This window comes from Ewingella sp. S1.OA.A_B6 (assembly GCF_049889095.1).
Classification (GTDB): Bacteria; Pseudomonadota; Gammaproteobacteria; order Enterobacterales; family Enterobacteriaceae; genus Ewingella.
In genome coordinates this window covers 1409204-1432905 of the sequence record NZ_JBLJFK010000001.1, presented here as the reverse complement: position 1 = coordinate 1432905, position 23702 = coordinate 1409204, and the positions used below count along the sequence as shown (strand labels likewise).

The 23702-nt window shown below is 52.5% G+C and carries 21 protein-coding genes; 11 read left to right on the top strand and 10 right to left on the bottom strand.

The window, feature by feature from the left end; translation table 11 throughout:
* Window positions 1–18: 18 nt before the first annotated feature.
* From bglG to ACMV8I_RS06825, 4 genes are all read left to right on the top strand, one after another.
* Window positions 19–867, top strand: coding sequence for a transcriptional antiterminator BglG (gene bglG, locus ACMV8I_RS06840; RefSeq protein WP_498864421.1), 849 nt, complete (start codon window positions 19–21; stop codon window positions 865–867).
* 237 nt (window positions 868–1104) lie between these two features.
* Window positions 1105–2586 (top strand): L-asparagine permease, encoded by a 1482-nt coding sequence (gene ansP, locus ACMV8I_RS06835; RefSeq protein WP_498864420.1) that lies wholly within the window; start codon window positions 1105–1107, stop codon window positions 2584–2586.
* A gap of 168 nt (window positions 2587–2754) precedes the next feature.
* Complete coding sequence (locus ACMV8I_RS06830) at window positions 2755–2952, top strand: hypothetical protein (protein WP_498864419.1); 198 nt, start codon at window positions 2755–2757, stop codon at window positions 2950–2952.
* Complete coding sequence (locus ACMV8I_RS06825) at window positions 2952–3767, top strand: hypothetical protein (protein ID WP_498864418.1); 816 nt, start codon at window positions 2952–2954, stop codon at window positions 3765–3767. Before ACMV8I_RS06830 ends, ACMV8I_RS06825 begins: the two co-directional genes overlap by 1 nt.
* 20 nt (window positions 3768–3787) lie before the next feature.
* Here the strand turns inward: ACMV8I_RS06825 and ACMV8I_RS06820 are convergent, their stop codons facing one another.
* Complete coding sequence (locus ACMV8I_RS06820) at window positions 3788–4585, bottom strand: SDR family NAD(P)-dependent oxidoreductase (RefSeq protein WP_498864417.1); 798 nt, start codon at window positions 4583–4585, stop codon at window positions 3788–3790.
* Between the two features lie 132 nt (window positions 4586–4717).
* Between ACMV8I_RS06820 and ACMV8I_RS06815 the strand changes: the two genes are divergently transcribed.
* Window positions 4718–5164, top strand: a complete 447-nt coding sequence (locus ACMV8I_RS06815) for a winged helix-turn-helix transcriptional regulator (protein WP_498864416.1) — start codon at window positions 4718–4720, stop codon at window positions 5162–5164.
* Here ACMV8I_RS06815 and ACMV8I_RS06810 read toward each other — a convergent pair.
* From ACMV8I_RS06810 to ACMV8I_RS06790, 5 genes are read right to left on the bottom strand one after another with little or no spacing between them, the layout of a single operon-like run.
* Window positions 5161–7188: a CocE/NonD family hydrolase gene (locus ACMV8I_RS06810; protein ID WP_498864415.1), complete on the bottom strand. Its 2028-nt coding sequence runs from the start codon at window positions 7186–7188 to the stop codon at window positions 5161–5163. The two genes, ACMV8I_RS06815 and ACMV8I_RS06810, sit on opposite strands and share 4 nt — an antisense overlap.
* Entirely contained in the window at window positions 7185–8840 is a 1656-nt protein-coding gene (locus ACMV8I_RS06805; protein WP_498864414.1) for an ABC transporter ATP-binding protein, read from the bottom strand. The genes ACMV8I_RS06810 and ACMV8I_RS06805 overlap by 4 nt, the downstream gene beginning before the upstream one ends.
* Window positions 8837–9664: an ABC transporter permease gene (locus ACMV8I_RS06800; RefSeq protein WP_498864413.1), complete on the bottom strand. Its 828-nt coding sequence runs from the start codon at window positions 9662–9664 to the stop codon at window positions 8837–8839. The genes ACMV8I_RS06805 and ACMV8I_RS06800 overlap by 4 nt, the downstream gene beginning before the upstream one ends.
* Before the next feature lie 12 nt (window positions 9665–9676).
* On the bottom strand, window positions 9677–10624 hold the full coding sequence (locus ACMV8I_RS06795; protein ID WP_498864412.1) for an ABC transporter permease: 948 nt from the start codon (window positions 10622–10624) through the stop codon (window positions 9677–9679).
* Window positions 10624–12207 carry an ABC transporter substrate-binding protein gene (locus ACMV8I_RS06790; RefSeq protein ID WP_498864411.1) on the bottom strand — a complete coding sequence of 528 codons (1584 nt, stop codon included), beginning with the start codon at window positions 12205–12207 and terminating at the stop codon, window positions 10624–10626. Before ACMV8I_RS06790 ends, ACMV8I_RS06795 begins: the two co-directional genes overlap by 1 nt.
* 205 nt (window positions 12208–12412) lie before the next feature.
* Between ACMV8I_RS06790 and ACMV8I_RS06785 the strand changes: the two genes are divergently transcribed.
* Window positions 12413–12688, top strand: coding sequence for a CBU_0592 family membrane protein (locus tag ACMV8I_RS06785; protein ID WP_498864410.1), 276 nt, complete (start codon window positions 12413–12415; stop codon window positions 12686–12688).
* A gap of 87 nt (window positions 12689–12775) precedes the next feature.
* On the opposite strand, the gene ACMV8I_RS06780 is transcribed toward ACMV8I_RS06785, so the two are convergent.
* Together ACMV8I_RS06780 and ACMV8I_RS06775 are read right to left on the bottom strand one after the other, a co-directional pair.
* Window positions 12776–13675, bottom strand: a complete 900-nt coding sequence (locus ACMV8I_RS06780) for a LysR substrate-binding domain-containing protein (RefSeq protein WP_498864409.1) — start codon at window positions 13673–13675, stop codon at window positions 12776–12778.
* Between the two features lie 33 nt (window positions 13676–13708).
* On the bottom strand, window positions 13709–15127 hold the full coding sequence (locus tag ACMV8I_RS06775) for an aminotransferase-like domain-containing protein (RefSeq protein WP_498864408.1): 1419 nt from the start codon (window positions 15125–15127) through the stop codon (window positions 13709–13711).
* A 168-nt stretch (window positions 15128–15295) separates the two neighbouring features.
* Between ACMV8I_RS06775 and ACMV8I_RS06770 the strand changes: the two genes are divergently transcribed.
* A complete protein-coding gene (locus ACMV8I_RS06770; RefSeq protein WP_498864407.1) occupies window positions 15296–15583 on the top strand; it encodes a DUF1127 domain-containing protein in 288 nt (95 codons plus the stop codon).
* A gap of 333 nt (window positions 15584–15916) precedes the next feature.
* Here ACMV8I_RS06770 and metG read toward each other — a convergent pair whose 3' ends face one another.
* On the bottom strand, window positions 15917–17950 hold the full coding sequence (metG, locus tag ACMV8I_RS06765) for a methionine--tRNA ligase (RefSeq protein ID WP_498864406.1): 2034 nt from the start codon (window positions 17948–17950) through the stop codon (window positions 15917–15919).
* Window positions 17951–18111: 161 nt separating this feature from the next.
* Here metG and apbC point away from each other — a divergent pair, with 161 nt between their 5' ends.
* Complete coding sequence (gene apbC, locus ACMV8I_RS06760) at window positions 18112–19224, top strand: iron-sulfur cluster carrier protein ApbC (protein ID WP_498864405.1); 1113 nt, start codon at window positions 18112–18114, stop codon at window positions 19222–19224.
* A 57-nt stretch (window positions 19225–19281) separates the two neighbouring features.
* Here the strand turns inward: apbC and ACMV8I_RS06755 are convergent, their stop codons facing one another.
* A complete protein-coding gene (locus tag ACMV8I_RS06755; protein WP_498864404.1) occupies window positions 19282–19923 on the bottom strand; it encodes a phosphatase PAP2 family protein in 642 nt (213 codons plus the stop codon).
* A gap of 314 nt (window positions 19924–20237) precedes the next feature.
* On the opposite strand from ACMV8I_RS06755, the gene udk reads away from it, so the two are divergent.
* The 3 genes from udk to asmA are packed head-to-tail and all read left to right on the top strand — an operon-like array spanning window position 20238 to window position 23404.
* Window positions 20238–20879 (top strand): uridine kinase, encoded by a 642-nt coding sequence (udk, locus tag ACMV8I_RS06750; protein WP_498864403.1) that lies wholly within the window; start codon window positions 20238–20240, stop codon window positions 20877–20879.
* Between the two features lie 56 nt (window positions 20880–20935).
* Window positions 20936–21517: a dCTP deaminase gene (dcd, locus tag ACMV8I_RS06745; protein ID WP_498864402.1), complete on the top strand. Its 582-nt coding sequence runs from the start codon at window positions 20936–20938 to the stop codon at window positions 21515–21517.
* Window positions 21518–21565: 48 nt separating this feature from the next.
* Window positions 21566–23404 carry an outer membrane assembly protein AsmA gene (gene asmA, locus ACMV8I_RS06740; RefSeq protein WP_498864401.1) on the top strand — a complete coding sequence of 613 codons (1839 nt, stop codon included), beginning with the start codon at window positions 21566–21568 and terminating at the stop codon, window positions 23402–23404.
* Window positions 23405–23702 lie beyond the last annotated feature (298 nt).

Here is a 23702-nt window from a genome sequence, read left to right as displayed (position 1 = left end):
GTTTTTCAGGGGTCGCAAATGAAAATCGCCAAGATACTTAATAATAATGTGGTGGTGGTGCTCGACGAACAGCTACGTGAGCAGGTGGTGATGGGCTGTGGGCTGGCTTTTCAGAAACAGGCAGGTGACAGCGTAGACGACAGTAAAATTGAGAAGGTTTTCGCGCTGAAGAATGATCAACTGGTTGCCCGGCTTTCCGAGTTACTGGGGCATATCTCGATAGACGTTATGACAACGTGTGACCAGATCATTCAGTTGGCCAGCCAGCGTCTGGGGAAGTTACAAGAAAATTTGTACATCGCGCTGACCGATCACTGTAATTTCGCTATCGAACGGCAAAAACAGGGCGTGCCTGTCAGCAATGCGCTGTTGTGGGAAACGCGGCGGTTGTATCCGAAAGAGTACGCTCTGGGGCTGGAAGCGCTGGAGATGATCGACGCCCGGCTCGGGGTCCGTCTGCCGGTTGACGAAGCCGGATTTATTGCTCTGCATCTGGTCAACGCGCAGCTCAACGGTGAAATGGCGGAAGTGACGCAAATCACTAAAGTGATGCAAGAAATACTGCAAATGGTTAAGTACCAATTAAGTCTGGAGTATGACGAGGAAACTCTAAGTTATCAGCGTTTTGTTACTCATCTTAAATTCTTCTCTCAGCGAATGCTCAGCCGCTCGGTGGTCCCTGATGATGATCTGATGCTGCACGTGGCGGTCAAAGAGAACTATCCCAAAGCCTGGGCCTGTGCCGAAAAAATAAGTACTTATCTTATGGCGCATTACCAACGGGAGCTCAGCACTGAAGAGATCATGTACCTGTCGATCAACATAGAAAGGGTGCGAAAAGAGAGCCGCAGCGCTGAAGGTAGATGAGTTTTTTTGCAGTAAAAAAGTTTTCTCATGAATTATGACTGATCACAATTTTACAATACGGTTTCGTTTTTTTTTGCCTCGTTTGTCCATAAAAGGTAGCATCCAACGCCGTAAATATACTGATATTTAATCAGGCTAAGAATAATACAGCGGCAAAGCCGCGCAAACGTCAGCATCTGCAATCGTTTGCCTGTAAGTACATCAGCAGGCATCGGGCATTTTGGAGAACAGGATCGAATGCGATTACATAGAAAGTCTGCTGAAGAGAAGCAAGCCGCTAAGCGACGTTGGTTGGAGTCACATGACGACGGGTATCAAAAAAGCATGGGCAATCGTCAGGTTCAGATGATTGCGATCGGTGGTTCTATCGGGACAGGTTTATTCCTTGGAGCCGGTGCGCGTTTACAAATGGCCGGTCCGGCATTGGCGATTGTGTATGCCGTGTGCGGTATTTTCTCTTTCTTCATCCTCCGCGCGCTCGGTGAGCTGGTATTACACCGCCCGACCAGCGGCAGCTTCGTCTCTTATGCACGTGAGTTCCTCGGTGAGAAAGCCTCCTATGTCGCAGGCTGGATGTACTTTCTCAACTGGGCGATGACCGGCATCGTGGACATCACCGCCGTCGCGCTGTACATGCATTACTGGGGCACCTTCGGTGATGTCCCTCAGTGGATGTTTGCCCTCGGCGCGCTGGCGATTGTTGGCACCATGAACATGATCGGCGTGAAGTGGTTTGCTGAAATGGAGTTCTGGTTTGCGCTGATCAAAGTGGCGGCTATTATGCTGTTCCTGATTGTCGGCGTAGTGGTGCTTGGTACGGGTAAAGAAGTTGCCGGCAACGCCACGGGCCTGCATTTGATCACCGAAAACGGCGGTATCTTCCCGCATGGCTTGTTACCAGCGCTGGTGCTGGTGCAGGGTGTGGTGTTTGCCTTCGCGGCCATTGAGCTGGTGGGAACCGCTGCAGGGGAAACCAAAGATCCTGAAACCGTATTGCCAAAAGCGATTAACAGCGTTATCTGGCGTATTGCACTGTTTTACGTCGGGTCCGTGGTGCTGTTGGTGTTATTGCTGCCGTGGAATGCTTATCAGGCAGGTCAAAGCCCGTTCGTGACCTTCTTCAGCAAACTTGGCGTGCCGTACATTGGTACCATCATGAACATTGTGGTATTGACCGCGGCGCTCTCGAGCCTCAACTCCGGTCTTTATTCCACCGGGCGTATTTTGCGCTCGCTGTCGATGGGCGGTTCTGCGCCGAAGTTCATGTCAAAAATGAACTCGCAGCAGGTGCCTTACGCCGGGATCTTAGTCACTGTGGGTATCTATATCATCGGGGTAGTGCTGAACTACTACGTACCGTCGCAGGTGTTTGAGATTGTACTCAACGTGGCTTCGCTGGGGATCCTTAGCTCGTGGGCCTTTATCATCGTTTGCCAGATGAAACTGCGTAAAGCCATCAAAGAGGGCAAGGCCAAAGAGGTCTCCTTTAAGATGCCGTGGGCCCCGTTCACTTCCTGGCTGACTCTGGGTTTCCTTGTCAGCGTATTAGTGCTGATGGCCTTTGACTACCCGAACGGCACTTTCACCGTGTCGACCATCCCGGTCGTCATCCTCCTGCTGGTGCTTGGCTGGTACGGTTTGCGTAATCGTGCCAAAGAAGTTAACGCTGAACAGGCTGCTCAGGAAGAAGCGCATCATGCCAGTGAAGAGAATAGCTAACTGTTGATGCTTTTGCAGATATGAAAAGTACGAAAGGCACAGCGTCATGCTGTGCCTTTTTTTGGCTGCGCTATAGCCATCCTGCCAGTAATAAATCCGAAATCTGGTCTCTTTTGTCACACTGCATGATTTCTTAGCTACTCTGAATGTCTATCCAAAGGAGCAGTTATGCTGAAAATCTTTATGCGAGTCTTTTCCAGCCCGGAAAAATTTTTAGGGTTGTTCACTGCGAACGACATTCAGGAAACCCTCGAAGAGGGGGAGCGCATTATCATCGATGAAAACGGCATCGCATCGGTGAATCCAGCCAATGAGCAAATGCAACAGGACTTCACCCGTCACGTGAAAAAGATGAGTGTACTTTAATGGCAACGGCAGTTTTTATGGTGTTGATGGTGTGCGGTTATTGGTATACCACCCGCGACATCTCAACGCGTTTCAAACTTAAACGCACCTTTGGTTGGGATGTCTACTTTCTGGTGGCGCTCTACGGTTGTATCTTCGTTTTGCAAGGGGTACTGACTATAGCCATTGTCTATATACTGCTGTGGGGCATCTCGTCGGCGATTAATCACCTACCGGAGATCCACTCTCTGAGGCAGGACGTGCATTATCACCGCGACTTCATCAACTGGAGTTTCCTGGGTATTCAGGCACCGGTGGTTATTATGCTCTGCGTTTCAGTCATGCTGTGCCTGTTTCGCACCACTTGGTCGCCGGGACTTCGGCTCAATACCGCCGGGCGCAAGCAGTTATACAAACAGCTCACCAGTGCCAACGGCGTGGAAGGGATTTTGTATCAATGCATGGAACGGGGCGACATGGTGTATATCACGCTGAGTTCACACCGGGTCTATATTGGAATGGTGCATACAGCTCGCTGCGAAACGTCATCGACGGATAACGTTGTCGTTATCCCGATGATCAGCGGTTACCGCGATCGTCAAACCCAGCAGCTGGTGGTCGAGCATAACTATGCAGCGTATTATCGACAACACTGGATAACGCCGGTGTCCGAGCCAAATAATGCGCTGAACTTCCGCAAGGTGATCCTGATTAATCAGATAGAATCTCTGTCGCTGTTTGATCCCGCTACCGCCTGCGGGTTTGAAAAACTGGCACCGACAGTGGAGCAGCACATTGAGCAGACAGCGCCGGGAGAACGGACGCCGTTGCTTTAAGGCTAATGAATCATTGAGCACTATTCGGCGTTATAGCGTTTGCCCGGATGAGCCTGAGCAAAGCCCGGCAGCATGTTGCGGCGAGCGGTCTCAAAGTCTTCCCACTGCGTTGCATCCTGCAATGGTGGAATGGTGATCTTCTCTTTACGATCGAAGCCTATCAATGCGGCATCCACCAGATCATCCACTTCCATCAAACCTGGTAGATCATCCAGGCTGCGCCCACTGCGTTCCCAGATCTCGGTACGGGTGGCGGCTGGCAATACTGCTTGCACGTAAAGGCCGCTTTGCGCCAATTCACATTGCAAGGTTTGCGAGAAAGTCAGCACAAAGGCTTTGGTCGCCGAATATACTGCCGCGTTCAGTTCTGGTGCCAGTGCCATAACAGACGAGATGTTGATGATTGCGCCGTTTTTATGGTGTAGCAAACCCTCGAGGGCGACACGCGACAGACGAGCGACTAATGTCACGTTCAGGCGGATGAGATGGTCGATGGCATCGGCATCGCTGGTCTCGAAGCCGCCCGGCAGGGAAGCCCCGGCATTGTTCACCAACAGGGAGATTGCAGGGTGGCTGCGCAGATACTCTTCCACCCGCAACAGGTCAGCATGATTTGTAAGGTCAGCAGGAAGAATATCAATCGAAACGCCGAAGGCATCGCGCAGCGACGCTGCCAGTGTTTCCATGCGCTTGCTATCTCGGGCGACCAGAACCAGATCGTAGCCGCGTTTTGCCAGACGGTCAGCATAGGTAGCACCGATACCGCTGGATGCGCCGGTGATCAATGCGACAGGTTTGGAATAAGTTGATTGAGCCATGAAGTGCTACCTCGGTGTCGTGGAATAAAGTGGTTTAATTATGAAACCAGATGATAATCACGCAGGCGGGTACTATAATGCAACCAGATTTTCGACCACCGCATTTTTTGCGATCGCCACAGGAGCCTTTTAATGAAAAGAACCCGACTGGAAGACAGCGTCTGCCCGACCGCACGGGCGCTGGATTTGATCGGTGACTGGTGGACGCTGCTCATTGTGCGTGACGCCATGCGCGGCATAACACGGTTCAGTGAACTTCAGCGTAGCCTGGGTGCGGCAAAAAATATCCTCAGCGCACGGCTAAAAACGCTGGTGGCGGAAGGGATTTTACGCGTAGAACCGGCGTCGGATGGCTCTGCTTATCAGGAGTATGTCTTGACCAAAAAAGGCATCGCGCTACAGCCAATTCTGGTGGCGTTAGGACAGTGGGGCAGTGAGTATTTGTTCGAAGATAATGAGCCTTGCACCCATCTGGTGGACGCAAAAAACCGCCAGCCACTGCGCAAAATAGAGCTGCGTGCGCAGGACGGGCGGGTGCTGGAGAATCAGGATATTGCCGTGATTACCCCTGACGCTTAACGTGCAATCCGTTCATGCCAATACTTCGTAAATTCCTCCTCACCATTGAGACTGACCACCATGTCACCGCTGACGATGAAATGTGTCAGATCACTGTGCATATCCAGTGTGATCTCGGCTTCAACCTGCCAGCCGGGGCAGCTTATTTTCATGGTCTGCGTGAGTAAATAGCGGGCTGAAAGTGGGTCTGCGTTGTTGATGCTCAGTTCGCGGCGTAGGTTGTGATCCACCGTGGTATCAATATCGTCGAAGCGGTACACGCCTTCGCCAAACACGCCGCCTTCGCCGTTGGTCACACAGGCCCAGATGTCCGTCAGAAAATCATAACTGACTGAGCGGTCAACCCGGCCCTGAGTCAGCAAGGTTTGCGGCGTTGGTGCGGCGCTTTCTGGCTGTTTGTTCGGGCCATCAATCAGCAGCGGCTGTTCACAAACTGGCAGTAAAAGTTGGGCGCTGTGCAGATCAACGGTCAGCGTGGCTGCTTCGGCCATCGGCCAAACCATCGGCCAATAAGTGGTAGCCAGTGAAATACGCAAGCGATGACCGGCTTCAAAGCGGTGGGAGATACCATCGAGCTGCACCGGTACGCGCACTTTCGCACCCGGTACCAGCGGTACAGATTTATGATGGCCTTGCAGATGCGTCAGGTTGAGCCAGCCGTGGGTTACACGGTTGACCGCACCCTCCGGCGAAACGTCCGAGAGGCGTACATACAGCATGGCCGCCGGTTTATCGCTGCTCAGCTCTACGGTGAACTCCGGGAAACCAAATATCGATAACGGTTCAGCCAGCGGCTCACCGTCGAAGATCTCGGCGTTACCGTCGTCAACTCGCTGATCCGGCGGTGTTTCACCCAGCACGCCCGCGCCCATCCATTCCCCTGACATCAGGCCATGATTCTGTGGAGAACACAGAGAGATGATACCGGCATCCGTGTACGGCTGCGTATTGAGTTGACCACGGGACAGCCAGCGAGGGCTGTGGCTAACATTACTGGCAGTACCGCGATCAAAACCTACCCACCGGCCTTTGCTTACCGGGCGCTGCGCTGACGGCGGCTGACTATCTTGTTGCCAGGCCTGAATCATCGGGCCATCCATCGCATCGTTGTCTTCACCTTTCAACCAGTGATCCCACCACCGCACCGCCTCCTGTAAGAAACCGATCGCCGGCTCCGGCGTGCCGTCCTGCGGGTACACGTGCGCCCACGGGCCGATAATGGCGCGGCGCGGAACCTTCAGGCTGTCCATCAGACGAAAAACAGCGTTGCTGTAAGCATCGGCCCAGCCACCTATTGCCATGACCGGACATTGGATCGCCGACCAGTCTTCGCATACGGAACCGTGTTGCCAGTAGCGATCACGTAGCGGGTGTTCCATCCACAGCGCCGGGAAGAACGGCATGTTCTCCAGACGGTGCAGCCATTCGTTATACCAGCCATCACCCACCAGGGCCGGATCGGCCGGGCGGCTCTGGTAGGCCAGCATGATGCCTCCCCACCACAGATTATCGTTGAGCAGGCAGCCACCTTTGTAGTGAATGTCATCGGCGTAGCGGTCATCAGTGGAGCAGACGGTAATAATCGCCTTAAGAGCCGCAGGGCGATGGGCCGCTACCTGCAGCGAGTTAAAACCACCCCAGGATTTACCCATCATACCGACGTTACCGCTGCACCAGTTTTGCTCCGTTATCCACGTGATCACTTCCAGCGCATCTTTCTGCTCTTGCAACAGGTACTCATCGGCCAGCAAACCATCGGACTCACCGCTACCGCGCATATCTACGCGAATAACCGCGTACCCGTTACCTGCAAAATAGCCGTGCATCGGTTCATCGCGGGTGCGAGTGCCGTCGCGTTTTCGGTAAGGGATGTACTCGAGGATGGCCGGAACTGGGGTATCATCGGCGGAATCTGGCAGCCATAAACGGGCGGCAAGGCGCGTGCCGTCATTCAGTTTGATCCATAGATGCTCGATCGTGGTGACCGCGTGCGGGAACTCAGTAATGATGCGTTTAGTACTCATAATGCACCTGTAAGTGAAGACTTTTCGGAGGACGAAGAGGGTGAGCGCAGTGCCAGAACTTCGTCGAGCCAGTCGGTGCGCATTTCAGGTACCGAGGTCAGCAGGGTTTCAGTGTAACTGTGCATCGGCGGGCTGAAGACTGCGCGGGTATCACCGCTGGCGACAATCTGTCCCTGATACATCACTGCGACCTGGTGCGCGATGCGTTTTACTGTCCCAAGGTCGTGCGTGATAAACAGGTAGGAAAGGCCAAGCTTCTCTTGTAAACCGCGCAGTAAGCTCAGCACTTCTTCTGCCACTAACGGATCAAGAGCCGATGTTGCTTCATCACAGATGATCAATTCAGGCTGAGCCGCCAGTGCGCGTGCGATACAAATTCGCTGCTTCTGGCCGCCGGAAAGTTCACCGGGATAGCGGTCAATCAGCTTGAGCGGCAGCTCGGTCAGTTTCAGCAACTCTTCAACCCGGGCGCGCACCTGATACTTATTTAGGCCGAAGTAGAAGGCCACCGGGCGGCCGATAAGCTCCAGAATGGTCTGACGTGGGTTGAGCGCTACGTCAGGCAACTGATAAATCATCTGGATCCGCCGCAGCGTCTCTTTCTGGCGCTGCTGGTAGAGAGGCGAAAGGATGACGCCGTCGAACTCCATCGTGCCTTCAGTATCGGGCAGTAACCCCACCAGTGCACGTGCCAGCGTACTTTTTCCACTGCCAGACTCACCGATAATCGCCAGAGTTTTACCGCGTGGCAGTGTCAGATTGATGTCACTGACCACTGTCTTGCGATTGTAGCCGGTGCTCAGATTATTGATGGTCAACAGGGCGGTACTGCCTTTGGGCTGCGCCGCGGTGACCGGTGCCGTCGCGTGTTCACGCTCGGCGACCAGTCTGCGGGTATACGCATGTTGCGGGTGATTAAGAATATTGTCAGTGGTGCCGGTTTCGACCTCTTTACCGTTACGTAACACCATAATGCGGTCGGCCAACTGTGCAACGACGGCCAGATCATGCGTGATATACAGTGCGGCGGTATTGAACTCGCGCACCAGTTTTCGCAGCATCACCAGCACTTCAATTTGGGTGGTAACGTCCAGTGCGGTGGTCGGTTCATCCATTACCAACAGGTCCGGTTTACAGGACATTGCCATGGCGGCCATCGCTCGCTGTAGCTGGCCGCCTGAAAGCTGATGCGGATAGCGTTTACCGATGTTCTCCGGATCGGGTAAATCCAGTGAGCGAAACAGTTGAATCGCCCACTGACGGCTCTCTTGCTTGTTCATCAGGCCGTGGGAGAGCGGGCCTTCACATACTTGCTTTTCGATAGTTAGCGCCGGATTGAAGGCGGCGGCAGCGCTTTGCGCAACATAGGCCACGCGACGTCCGCGCCATTCACGTTTCACCCGCGCAGGTTGCGGTACGATGTCAGTGCCGTCGAGGATCACTTCCCCACCGGCAATCCGGCAACCCTGCCGCGCATAGCCAAGCGCTGCAAGCCCGATGGTGGATTTCCCTGCGCCGGATTCGCCGATAAGCCCGAGCACTTCGCCCCGCGCCAGTTGCAAAGAGATATTCTGCACCAAGGGAGAGCCGTCGAGGGTTTCCACCCGTAGCTCGCGCATTTCAAGGATCAGCGCTTTGTTTAATTGGCTCATGCTTCTTCCCCGTGTGGCAGGTTGTTGCGGGCCAGAAGCCAGTCAACCACCAGATTGACGCCGATGGTTAGCACGGCAATCGCCGCTGCCGGGTAGAGCGGTGCAAACTGACCAAAGTTAATCGCCTGTGCGTTGTCGCGCACCATACTGCCCCAGTCCGCATACGGTGGCTGAATGCCCAATCCTAAGAAGCTCAGACCGGCAATAAACAGGAAGGTGAAGCAAAAACGCATACCAAATTCGGCCAGCAGCGGCGGTATGGCGTTAGGTAATATTTCTTTTCTCAGCACCCAAAGCAGCCCTTCGCCACGCAGGCGGGCCGCTTCGACATACTCCTGGCAGACAATGGCCTGCGCCACCAGACGGGCCAGACGAAATACGCGGGTTGAGTCGAGCAGGGCGATGGTGAGTACCAGTACCGGAATTGATGTGCCCATAACAGAAAGCACCATCAGGGCGAAAATTAGCACGGGAATTGACATCACGGTATCAACAATGCGAGTCAATATCACGTCTACCCATTTGCCATAAATCGCCGCTGCAAATCCGCTGATGATACCGATGACAAACGAAGTGAAGGTGATGGTCAGTGCAATAGCGATAGTGGTGCGGGCACCAAACAGGATACGTGAGAGCATATCGCGGCCCAGACTGTCGGTGCCGAACGGCGTGGCCGCCGACGGCAGCAGCCAGATGTCGCCGACCTGTTCGGTTTCACTGTGTGGCGCCAGCCACGGAGCGAATATTGCAGCCAGCAGATTGATGGCAATAATGATGATGCCAATCCAGGCGGAGAGCGGGATATTGATAAATGATCGTTTCATAATGTCCGGCCTCTAGCGCGCGTGGCGTAAACGTGGGTTACACCAAATAGCCAGTAAATCGGCGGTGGTATTGAGGAAAATGTAAGTGCCGCCGAACAGCAGGCCGCAGGCCTGCACAACGGGCAGGTCACGTTTGGTTACCGCATCCACCATGTATTGACCGATGCCCGGATAGACAAACACCACTTCCACCAGAATTACCCCGACCACCAGATACGCTAGATTAAAGGCGACGACATTGATAATTGGAGCAAGGGCATTGGGCAGCGCGTGGGATACGACAATCCGCCAGCGGGATACGCCTTTGAGCACAGCGCTTTCGATGTAAGGGCTGGACATCACGGCGGTCACCGAGGCACGGGTCATGCGTAACATATGTGCGAGAACCACCAGTGTCAGGGTCAGCATCGGCAATGTACACACATACAACCGTTCACTGAATGAGCTGCTGGGGTCGACCATCGCGAGACTCGGGAACCACGCCAGCCGGATGGCAAAAGCAATCACCAGGACGTAACCGACGAAGAATTCCGGTACCGAAATACTGATGAGCGTCAACGTATTGGCCAGTCGGTCAAAGATCGAGCCGCGCCAGATGGCCGAGGCAATGCCCAGACCCACCGCCAGCGGAATCGCGATGATGGCAGCATAGCCAGCCAGAAACAGCGTATTGCCGAGACGCGGCAGCAGCTCGTTACTAATCGGCCTGCCGTTAGCCAGCGAGTTGCCCAGATCGCCATGCAGAATGCCTGCCAGCCAGTGGAGATAACGCATGACAGCGGGTTCATCGAGTCCCAGTTGCAGACGCAGTGCAGCGACCGTTTCCGGTGTGGCACTTTGGCCGAGGATCGCGGTGGCCACGTCCCCTGGCAGCATTTCGGTGCCGATAAAAATCAGCAGCGACACCAGCCAAAGCGTACCCAGACCGAGCAGTACGCGTTGTAAAACCCGCTTCTTCATCATGCCTCCAGCCATACGCGCTCGGCCAGACGACCACCCATGAAGTTGAACATTGGATGCGGTTTGATGCCGCCGACTTTTTTATTCGCGGCATCGAGATAGTCACCGAACAGAGGGATCATGGCACCGCCGTTATCCCGCACCCTACTTTGCAGTTCGCCGTAGATTTCTGCACGCTGGCTTTCATCCAGCAGGGAACGTGCCTGAATCAACATGGCGTCGAATTTTTCGTCTTTCCAGTGCGTGTCGTTCCATTTGGCGGTGGACTGGTAGGCGGTGGAGAACATCTGGTCCGCCGTCGGGCGTCCGCCCCAGTAGCCCATGCTGAACGGGGCTTTCATCCAAACGTCGTCCCAGTAGCTGTCGGCAGGCTGGCGTTTGATACTGACCTGAATGCCACCTTTCTGCGCCTGTCCCTGGAACAGCGCGGCGGCGTCCAGGGCACCGGCAAAAGCGGCATCGGACGAAGAGAGTTCAACTTTGAGAGCGGACATGCCTGCTTTTTTTAGGTAGAAAGCAGACTTGTCAGGGTCGTAAACGCGCTGCCCGAGGGTGTGATTGAAGAAGCGGTCAGTTTTCGGGATCGGATGATCGTTACCGAGTGAGCCGTAGCCACGTAGCACGGTGTCGAGGATCTTCTGCCGGTCGATGCCGTGCTTAATCGCCATGCGCACGTCGTTATTGTTGAACGGCGCGACGCTGCAATCCATCAGGAACGTAAAGTGCTGCCCGCCGGAGGAGCGCACGATGTTGAGCATCGGGCTGCGCTTAAGGAAATCGACGGTTTTGAAATCTACCCGGTTGATAGCGTGAACCTGCCCAGAAATCAGGGCGTTGGTGCGGGCAGTTGGGTCATTGATGACGATGACTTCTACTGCATCAACAAAGGCGCGGTCTTTCTTCCAGTAATTTGGGTTGCGTTTGAACAGTGAACGAACGCCCGGCTGGTACTGGTCGAAGACGAAACCACCGGTGCCAATTGGGTGTGACCAGTCGGTAAAGCCATTCGGCACCACCAGCAGATGGTAGTCAGCCAGTAGATACGGCAGGTCGGCGTTGCCGCTTTCCAGGGTGATCAGGATTTGCTTATCGCCCTGTTTGGCCAGGCCAGTGATCGGCGCCAGCTGGCTTTTGATGGCGCTTTTGGACTTATCGCCACGATGCAAATTGATGGAGTAAATAATATCGTCGGCGTCGAGTTTCTTGCCGTTGTGGAACGTGACACCCTCCTGCAAGGTGAATAACCATTCGGAAGCACCGGGTTTGGCTTCCCAACGGGAAAATAATTCAGGCGTGGCTTTATTATTTTCGTCAATCTCTACCAGGCCATTCATCAGCATATATGCCTGATTTAAGGGCACCCAGTCGCTGAATAATGTGGGATCTAAAGTATCACTGGTGTTACCGCCTGACATTCCCAATTTTAATATGCCACCTTTTTTCGGTTCAGCGGCAAATGCAGAGAAAGGTAATAGTCCATAAGCGGCAGTAATACCCACAGCGGTAGCGCTGGTAATAAAGCCGCGTCGGCTGAGTTTTGCATCCTGGATTAATTGCGTCAAAGCGGAATTTTTGTCTTTCATATCGTTATCGTCTCCGTGGTGGCAAAACCTGGTGTTTGCAGGCGAAAGCGGTGCAGTATTTGTCTTCTCTCTGAATGATTTATATCAAAACGTATCGAAGAACTTGCATGAGAATTACTCATGAGGGTATGCGAAAAATGCGCAGCAGAACACCCCGGAAAGTTATATTTTGCCCAGAGATGAATATTGAAATGGGAAATAACAGGTGGAACTGCATACCTTAGTCGGCTTAATTGGCGTGTTTTGCTATCTCCTGGCTTATGGGTTAGTCCAAATGCGCAGACTAGCGATTGATGCTAATAGTTACGCATATCTTAATATTATCGGCGGTGTGTTCGGGCTATATTCATTAAGCCATGATTTTAACCTCGCCTCCTGTATTTCCCAGTCGTGCTGGCTTTTATTTACCTTAATTGGGATGAATTCGGCGCGAAAACGGCGGTATTCGGAGAAGAATAAAATTCCGGAAATTAACATTTGAAATAATGCTAAGAATTTTGGCATTTAATTGCAAATGTCTGTTTTAAATTCAATGTCAAGACCTTGGGCTGCCACCCAAGACTAAATCTTAGGTTTGCTGGCTTTTCAAAAGCCACTCTCTCACCTGCCGAATCACGGGTCTCAAATACCTGTCTTGCGGCGTCAGCATAAAACATTTCCCTTCAGCAGCGAGCTTGCCCGGGTGGGCGGGGACCAGTTGTCCTCGGTTGATGAAATCTTGCACCAGCCCCTCCCAGCCAAGCAGAATCCCGTCCCCCAGCACGGCTGATTGCACCAGAAATGGATAACTGTTGGCCCGCCAGGTCTGACGCGGTGCGATATGCTGGATCCCCTGAGATGCAAACCAATCACGCCAGCCGGTCCATTCGCGCTGCGGGTCGTCCTGGATCAGCAAGGTGTAATTGAACAGATCCGCGGCGCTGAAATCAGCCGGTAACTGTTTAAACAGGGCCGGGGAGCACATCGGGTAACAGACTTCGTCAAACAGCGGTTCAGCGTGATAGCCGTCAGGGGGAGAGCGCAAATAGAACATCGCCAGATCGAACTCCGACGATTTCAGCTCAGAAAAGCTGTCAGAGATTTTCATGCGGACCTGCAAATCAGGCATCAGCTGATGCAGGGCTGATAGTCGCGATGACAGCCACAGGCTGCTCATGGCGCTGGTGCAGGCCAGCGTCACCTGCGGCAGGCCGTTCCAGCCCATGACTTCAGCAGTAGACTGTGAAATGTCACCCAGCCATTTACGCACCTGCCCGGCATAGATTTCCCCGCGAGGTGTCAGAGTGACGTTACGCTGGTTGCGCTGAAACAGCTTGCATCCAAGCGTCTCTTCCAGCTGCGAAATCTGTCGGCTAATAGCGCTTTGAGTCAAATTTAGTTGATCGGCAGCCCGTGAAAAACTGCAATGACGTGCAACACATTCAAATGCCACCAGCGTGTTTAGTGGTGGTAAAGGCTCTATCTGCACGTAAATCTCCGCGTCTGAATGTCTGATAAAGGTTTACAAGGACGCCATCATTTCACGAATACACTGCCCAATGTTTTGAATGGCCTGCTCGTAGATTTCGGTCAACGGCTGAGCATAATTGATCCGCAGACAATTGCGATACTTACCTGATGCAGAAAATATTGACCCAATAGCAATTTGTACCTTGTGCTGCTCAAGCATGCGATTAAGACGCTGGGCATCAAGGCGCTCATCCAGTTCAACCCACAGCATGAAGCCACCCTGAGGGCGGCTGACGCGGACTCCACAGGGGAAATATTGGTTGACCCAGCAGTTGATGGTGCTGAGGTTGCGTTGATACTGATTACGCATACGCCGCAGGTGTTGCAGGTAGTGTCCCTCTTTGATGAAGTCTGTTAGGGCAATTTGCGGCAGAGTAGATGTCGCGCCGGTGCTGATAAACTTCATATGCAGCGCGCGATTGTGATAACGGCCGGGCGCGATCCAGCCAATGCGTAGCCCAGGTGCCAGCGTTTTGGAGAATGAGCTGCACAGCAGCACGCGGCCATCTTCGTCGAATGACGTGATAGTAGCAGGGCGCGGATATTGGTAGGAGAGTTCGCCATAAACATCGTCTTCAATGATGGCAATGTCGTAGCTCTGAGCCAGACGTAGCAAGGCTTTTTTACGCTCGTCCGGCATGTTGTAGCCCAGCGGATTATTGCAGTTGGGCGTCAGTTGAATGGCCTTGATAGGCCACTGTTCCAGTGCCAGTTCCAGTGCTTCTATGCTGATGCCGGTGAGCGGATCGGTTGGGATCTCCAGCGCCTTCATGCCATAGCCTTTCAGGGCCTGCATTGCGCCGTGGAAGCTCGGGGAATCCACCGCGACGATATCGCCCACTTCGCACACTGAACGAATGGCGATTGACAGCGCTTCATGACAGCCTGTGGTGATCATAATGTTGCTGGCGTCCATATGGCTGCCGCTGTCGATCATCAGGCGGGCAATCTGTTCGCGCAGCGCCAGCGAGCCGTAAATGGTGTCGTACTTTAGCGCTAGCAGGTTTTGATGCTGGCCAGCGCGAGACATGGCACGGTTCAGCGGTTTCAGGGTTGGGGCCGTAACGTCCGGCGAACCACGCCCAAGCTGCACGAAATCCGGGCGCTCAGGTACGGTGATCAATTCCAGAACCTGATCCCACTGTGTGATCTCAACCGGACGCTGTGCCGGGCGACAGACAGCGGGTAGTGCCGCCTGCGGACGGGCCGACGTAACGAAGTAGCCTGATTTCGGTCGTGCTTCCACCAGGAGCTTCTCTTCCAGTATGCGGTACGCCTGCTGAACGGTGCTGATACTGACGCCGTGTTCGCTGCTGAGAATGCGCACTGATGGCAGCCGTACGCCTGCCGGATAGAGCCCTTGCTCAATCCGTTTGCTCAATACGTGAGCCAGATTCTCATAACGATTCATGCATATTCTCCACAGAAGAAAACTGAAAGCAGTACAGATGCTTCTAATTTAGAGCCAAACCTGTCACTAACGCCAGTTCTGTATGGTTTAAATATCGAATATCTGAATCTGTAATGTTTTGGGTCTCTGCTGCATCCTGTTGTCATCAGGTTAACGGGAGTTTATATAATGAAAAACAGCATTGAAGAGCGTCAGTTCGGCAGCTGTACTGCAGCGGTTTGTAATGAGTCTCTGCCTGGTGACACGGTGCTAAGCGAAGTACCCGTTATCACAACAGTGAAGAAAACCGTCTGGTGGAAAAAAAGCATACAGTTTATGCAAGCGTGGAACGAACGGCGTACAACCCGGAAAATGTTGTTGTCATTGACTGACGATCAACTGCGAGATATTGGGCTGACCCACAGTGATATTCATCAGGAATACGATCGTAAGGTGTGGCCTTCATGGCCGAAATAATATCGAGGGGCGTCTTGATATCCGCTTTTGAATTCAACTTCAACTTCAAGGTCGTGGGCGTCGGCCCACACCGACCAGAGGGCTTATTGCGTCCCTTTGTCGCTTTTTAAATTCAAAAACAAGACCTTGGGCTGCCGCCCAAACCCGCGTTAAGGCCCGCAGTTGAAAGAGCCGGAGATTTTTAAGAGGCGCGGCGATAGGCGCCTCTTAAAGCCAGTTTGCGTGGCAACCCAAGGTCTTAATTTTGAATTTGAAAGCCGGTCTGGGTGGTAACCCAATGTTTTGAAGTTAAAGCGGAAAGCGAGTCGCAATCCGCTCAAAACCCGAACGGCTTTACTTCACCTGCATGCCTGGCTGTGCACCGGAATCCGGGCTTAGCAGGAAGATCTCTTTACCACCAGGGCCTGCGGCCATCACCATGCCTTCTGAGATGCCAAAGCGCATTTTACGCGGTGCAAGATTGGCAACCATAATGGTCAGGCGGCCTTCCAGCAGTTTTGGATCCGGGTAGGCTGAGCGAATACCGGAGAAAATTTGACGGGTTTCGCCGCCGAGATCCAACTGCAAACGCAGCAGCTTGTCAGAACCTTCCACGAAATCGGCGCTCTGGATCAACGCAATGCGCATGTCCACTTTAGCGAAGTCCTCAAAAGTGATAGTTTCCTGAATCGGGTCTTCGGCCAGCGGGCCAGTGACCACTTTTGCGTTAGCGGCAGCAATATCTTCTTTTGATGCATCAACCATGGCGGCCACCTTATCAAGTTCAATTCGGCTGAACAGCGCCTTGAACGGATTCACTTTATGCGAAAGCAATGGTTGTGCAATCGAGTCCCACGTCAGTTCCGTGTTAAGGAACGCTTCTGTACGCTCGGTCAGCGACGGTAATACTGGTTTCAGGTAAGTCATCAGGACGCGGAACAGATTGATGCCCATGGAGCAGATGGCCTGCAGATCGGCATCGTGGCCTTCCTGCTTCGCGACTACCCAGGGAGCCTGTTCATCAACATAACGGTTTGCCAGATCGGCCAGTGCCATGATTTCACGGATAGCGCGACCAGACTCGCGGCTGGCATAGGCTTCAGCAATGCTTACTGCGGCATCGGTAAAGGTTTTATACAGCGCTTCGTTTGCCAGTTTATCTGCCAACTGGCCGTCGAAGCGTTTGGTGAGGAAACCGGCATTACGTGAGGCCAGGTTAACCACTTTATTGACGATGTCTGCGTTGACGCGCTGGACGAAGTCCTCCAGATTCAGGTCGATATCATCAATTCGGGAAGAGAGTTTGGCGGCATAGTAATAGCGCAGGCAGTCCGCATCCAGATGGTTCAGGTAGGTACTGGCTTTAATAAAGGTACCGCGCGATTTGGACATCTTCGCGCCGTTGACCGTCACATAACCGTGCACGAATAAGTTGGTTGGCTTGCGGAAATCGCTGCCTTCCAGCATCGCTGGCCAGAACAGGCTATGGAAATAGACGATATCTTTACCGATGAAGTGATACAGCTCGGTAGTGGAGTCTTTTTTCCAGAACTCATCAAAACTGAGATCGGGGCGACGGTCGCACAAATTTTTGAATGAACCCATATAGCCAATTGGCGCGTCGAGCCAGACGTAAAAATATTTCCCCGGTGCATCAGGGATCTCAAAGCCGAAGTACGGCGAGTCGCGGCTGATGTCCCACTGCTGCAGACCAGACTCAAACCACTCCTGCATCTTATTTGCAACCTGCTCCTGCAGCGCACCGGAGCGGGTCCAGGCCTGCAACATGGCGCTGAATTCCGGCAGGTCAAAGAAGAAATGCTCGGAGTCACGCATCACGGGCGTTGCGCCGGAAACCACAGATTTTGGCTCGATAAGCTCAGTTGGGCTGTAAGTTGCGCCGCATACTTCGCAGTTATCGCCATACTGATCCGGTGATTTACATTTCGGACAGGTGCCTTTCACGAAACGATCCGGCAGGAACATGCCTTTTTCCGGGTCGTACAGCTGGGAAATAATGCGATTTTTGATGAAGCCGTTTTCTTTCAGACGCCCGTAGATCAGCGAAGAAAGCTCGCGGTTTTCGTCGCTGTGCGTTGAATGGTAGTTATCGTAGCTGATGTCAAAACCGGCGAAATCTTTCTGATGCTCCTGGCTCATCTCGGCAATCATTTGCTCCGGTTCAATACCGAGTTGCTGCGCTTTCAGCATGATCGGCGTACCGTGTGCATCGTCAGCACAGATGAAATGAACTTCATTGCCGCGCATTCGCTGGTAACGGACCCAGACGTCAGCCTGGATGTGCTCAAGCATGTGGCCGAGGTGAATAGATCCGTTGGCGTACGGAAGTGCACAGGTTACCAAAATTTTTTTCGCGACTTGAGCCATAGTAAGAACTTGCTTTCTGCTGTTGAAATCAGGGGCATTGATGTTAACCGAAAGCCGTAGGCGACGTAAACAAACGGTATACTCATCATCCTCGAATCATTTTGAGTATATGCTACGTAGAAATATCAATGTCTTTTCATAACACGTTTCAAGGAGCCGGGATGACATCTCATTCCCCTGAGCAGAATACCCCTGAGGGACTGCACGCCTTGGTGACCGGCGTACTGGCCACTTTTACCCATTTCACCCTGCAAAAAGACCTGTTGTCGATAAAGGCGCTGCATCACTGTGCCCTGATGGACAACGTGCTGCACCTCGATCTCACACTGCCTTTTGCGTGGCAAAGCGGTTTTGATGCCCTGAAAGAGAGCACCAGTGCTGAACTGATGCGGGTGACTGGCGCAAAAGGCATCGAATGGCGTCTTAAACATGACATCGCTACCCTGCGACGCGCCAACGACCAGCCTGGCATTAAAGGCGTGCGCAACATCATTGCTGTCAGTTCCGGCAAAGGTGGAGTAGGCAAGTCGACCACGGCGGTGAACGTCGCCCTGGCGCTTGCTGCCGAAGGCGCGAAAGTTGGCATTCTGGACGCAGACATTTATGGTCCGTCGGTGCCCAATATGCTGGGTACCGAGGATGAACGTCCAACGTCGCCTGATGGCCAACATATGGCTCCGATCATGGCTCATGGCCTGGCGACTAACTCTATTGGTTATTTGGTGACAGATGATAACGCTATGGTGTGGCGCGGTCCGATGGCCAGCAAAGCACTGATGCAGATGTTACAAGACACGCTATGGCCGGATCTCGATTATCTGGTGATTGACCTGCCGCCGGGTACTGGCGATATCCAACTCACGCTGTCGCAAAATATCCCGGTGACGGGCGCGGTGGTAGTCACCACACCACAGGACATTGCGCTGCTTGATGCCATGAAAGGCATCGTGATGTTTGAAAAAGTCAACGTGCCGGTACTCGGCATTATCGAAAATATGAGCATGCATATTTGCAGCCAGTGCGGTCACCATGAGCCGATTTTTGGCACCGGCGGCGCGCAGAAACTGGCAGAAAAATACCGCTGTGAGTTGTTGGCCCAGATGCCACTGCATATTTCGTTGCGTGAGGATTTAGATCGCGGTGAGCCGACAGTGGTATCCAATCCACAGAGCGAATTTACCTTGTTGTACCGTCAGCTCGCCGCCCGTATGGCCGCGCAGCTCTATTGGAAGGGCGACGCGATCCCCACGGAAATTGCCTTCCGCGCTTTGTGACCTTAACGCTATCATTTAATTAAATAAAAACCGGCATAGAAGCCGGTTTTTTAATGTTCATCTGGCATGACTCACATCAGTAGTCGTGCTGGATTGCAAATCCGCCCGTGTGTAGGGGGTTGCTACCGAAGCGAGAGTTATGGCAATCCGCTCCAGTAATCCCTGAGTGGGAGCCGCCTTACCTGTGTTAATTAATAGCAGCGGCAATATCAACGCGCAGACGCTTTTTTGATAGGAGAGGCTCGGCGCTAAACGGTGGCGCTGCAACAGCAAGAAAATGCTGCTTGCTACAAAGCCCAGGGCCAATCCGGCCACAACTTCTGACGTGGAATGAACGTGAATAACCAAACGTGAATAACCGACAGCGAGAGCCAGCATGTAACCGCAGGAAACGGCAATGCGGCCAACTGCAGTGGAGAAGCGCCCGCTTAGCACCCACAGCATGACTGGCAAGATAGTAGCTGACAGCGCAGAATGACCACTGAAACCCGTGAAGTCATACTCACGGCTACCAATGCCCCATCCCATAAATGCCAGTTTTGACAGGCAAACAATGCTCCCCACGTTACCAAAAACCATTATCCACTGACCGGCCGGTTTACGGCTTGCGTAGGATGACATCAGCAGGATGAAAATAATTACAGCACTGGGCAGCAGCAACATGCTGTCACCGAAGAAAGTCAGGAAGGACCAATTCATAAAACAGACTCTTTTTCAGGGGAATACAGCAGTAGTTTTTCAAATACTTCGATGGCAATCGAGTCATTGCATGCCAAATAATTTGGCAATTCTACTGTATGTTACCATCGGGGAGTATCCTGAAAGCGGATGAAGGCGGATTTTGCACGCTTGCCCAGCCTGTTTATGTTCATATAGTAATCCACTGTTCAATCGATCACGGCAGTAACCGGTAAGTGCTGGCATCACGCTGGCTTACTCCCTATAATTGGCGCGATCAAAGCACTGTCTGCGTGCTTTTGCCCCTCAAACCTCCAAATCAGGTCTTTAATTTTATGTCTGACAAGCTCCATCAGTGTGTCATCGTCGGTATTGCTGGCGCATCTGCCTCTGGGAAAAGCCTTATTGCCAGTACCTTATATCGTGAACTTCGTGATCAGGTCGGTGATGAGCATATCGGGGTGATTCCAGAAGACTGCTACTATAAAGACCAGAGCCACATGACCATGGAGGAGCGGGTAAAAACCAACTATGACCATCCCAGCGCCATGGACCACAATTTATTATTGCAGCACTTACAAAGCCTGAAAGCCGGGCAATCCATTGAATTACCGGGTTATAGCTTTATCGAGCATACGCGTCTAAGCGAAACCGTCACCCTTAAGCCAAAGAAAGTGATCATCCTCGAAGGCATTCTGCTGTTGACGGATGTCCGGCTGCGTCAAGAGATGAACTTCTCTATTTTCGTCGATACACCGCTGGACATCTGTCTGATGCGTCGTATGAAACGCGATGTTAACGAACGCGGCCGCTCTATGGATTCGGTGATGGTGCAGTATCAGAAAACCGTGCGTCCGATGTTCCTGCAATTTATTGAACCTTCTAAACAATATGCAGATATCATCGTTCCTCGCGGCGGGAAAAACCGTATCGCCATTGATATTCTTAAAGCAAAAATTAGCCAGTTCTTCAATTAAAAAAACCACTCGTTTTCGATGGCCTTTTTAGCAGTTAGCAAACGGAGAGAGACACGATGAGACTTTGCGACCGAGATATAGAAGCCTGGATGGACAGCGGCAAGTTGACAATCACACCGCGTCCACCCGTAGAACGCATTAACGGCGCTACGGTAGATGTACGTCTGGGTAATGGGTTTCGCGTCTTTCTGGGCCATAACGCAGGTTTTATCGATCTTAGTGGCCCGAAGGATGAAGTCAGCGCTTCGCTGGACAAAGTCATGAGCGACGAGATTGTGCTGCCGGAAGGCGAGGCGTTCTTTTTGCACCCAGGTGAACTGGCGCTGGCCGTAACCTTCGAGACGGTTTCAATCCCTGATGATCTGGTGGGCTGGCTTGACGGGCGCTCTTCTCTGGCTCGCCTCGGATTGATGGTTCACGTGACGGCGCATCGTATTGATCCTGGTTGGCAAGGTCGGATCGTCCTGGAATTCTATAATTCAGGTAAGTTGCCTCTGGCTTTACGTCCTGGAATGCTGATTGGTGCGCTAAGCTTTGAACCACTGTCGGGTCCTGCTTCACGCCCTTATAACAGCCGGCAGGATGCTAAATATCGCGATCAACAGGGCGCAGTAGCAAGCCGTATAGACAAAGACTGATTCAAGTTTGTACCCTCTGATTTGCGGGTTAAACGATAAGAGGAAGGCATGAGAAGATTACTGACTACGCTGGTTATTTTACTGGTGGTGATTATTGCCGGTATGACGTCGCTGGTATTTTTAATTAATCCGAATGATTTCCGTGCTTATATGACGGATCGGGTTGAGCAAAAAACCGGCTATCAGCTGGCGATCAAAGGGGATTTACGCTGGCACGTCTGGCCACAGCTCAGCATTCTCGCCGGACAGACGTCGTTGACCGCACCTGGTGCCAGCAAACCGGTAGTCAGTGCGGAGAATATGCGTCTCGACGTTAAACTCTGGCCACTTCTGTCACATCAGTTGGCGGTTCGTCAGGTGATGTTCAAAAATGCGGTGATTCGCCTGACGCCGGAAAGTGAAGCGAATATGCCGGATGCGCCTATAGCGCCTTCCTCTTCTGTCCAGCCACCCAGTGAACTGGAGTCCGGGTGGAAGTTTGATATTGATAAAATCAGTCTGGCAGACAGTCTTCTTATCTGGCAGCGCGGTATGAATGACCAGATAAATGTACGTGATCTGAATTTGCAACTTGTACAGAATGCGCACCGCCAGGCAACCCTTGAACTTTCCAGCCGCATTAACCGTAATCAGCGTGATCTTGCATTTTCGCTCTCCGCCGATCTGGACATGCAGAAGTATCCTGAGCAGTTTTCCGCCAACATTAGCAAATTTACCTATCAGTTAAACGGTGCAGATATTCCGGCCAACGGGATTCAGGGTGGCGGCTCAATGCAGGCCAGTTACCAAAATGACAGCCAGCGCATGACGCTAAGCCAACTAACTCTAACCGCTAATGATAACCAGCTCAGCGGCACGGCGGCGGCTACGCTTTCCGGCACGGCGAATTATCAGGTCAACCTGAATGCTGAGAAATTGGATCTCGATGCACTGTCTGGCTGGCAGGCGAAGACTGCGGGTCAAACAGCTGAAACGGCTAAGGCAGTGACGTCTGCGCCGGTGATTGCCCGGGATGTCAGCAAAGAAACCAATAACTTCAGCATACTCAATAGCTTTAATGCCAATCTGGCGTTAAATGTGGCTGACTTAACATACCGTGGCTTAAAGATTCAGGGTTTTAGTCTGCTGGCTGAGAACCGTCAGGGCAGGGTCAACCTGAAAACACTGAGCGGTAAGATGGCGCCTGGCGATTTCTCGCTGCCAGGTACGATGGACGCGACCAAGACGCGGGCGTTAATCAGTATTAAACCTGTTGTTCATAATGTTGAACTGGGACAGGTATTGGCTGCCTATAATTTGCCGCAAGTGCTTTCCGGTAGCTTCTCGCTGGACGGAGACGTGTCGGGGCAGGGGTTATCCACTGCAGATTTCAGTCAAAACTGGCGTGGCAATGCGCAGATGTCGATGGAGAATGCCCGTCTGAATGGCCTGAATATTCAGCAGCTTATTCAGCAGGCGGTGACCCGTAATAACAACAGTGTGCAGGGACTTGAGAATTACGAGCACTTCACTGCCGTGAAGACAATACAGGCTCAGGGAGAACTGAAGAACGGCACCTTGCAGTTATCCAATTTGGTGGCTGATTCCGCCATGCTGACAGCTAAAGGTGAGGGGAGTTTGAATTTCCCTGACAGTCAGTGCGATATGAATCTGAGCGTTCGTGTTACCGGTGGTTGGAAGGGGAACGGTAATTTGATCTCCCGGCTGCAAAACACCGATATACCGTTGCGTGTTTATGGTCCGTGGACGCAATTGAACTACCAGTTGCAGGTTGACCAGGTACTTCGCAACCAGTTGCAGAATGAAGCCAAAAGCGCCATTCAGAACTGGATTGATAAAAATAAAGGCAGTAAAGACGGCAAAGACCTCAAGTCATTGATCAAGTAGTCAGGACTGAGCGTCGGCATATGTCTAAAAGAACCTGGCCTCTATAAATGAGGTCAATTCTTACATCGGCAAATAGCCAGCTGAGTGAGCTGTAAGAAATAATTGTGTTACGGCATGAATGATAATGATCAGCGATTTTAAACTCAAATCAGTACAGTAAGTACCAGAAAAAAAGGTGTTTCGATTGAAAGTCGTGCGTCGGTTGGCCGTCTGAACAATGGGTCAGAAAGTGACAGTTTGCGATTATAAAACCCGCAAACGAGGGAAACATTCTGAATTTTAAGTCTTTAGCTTAACG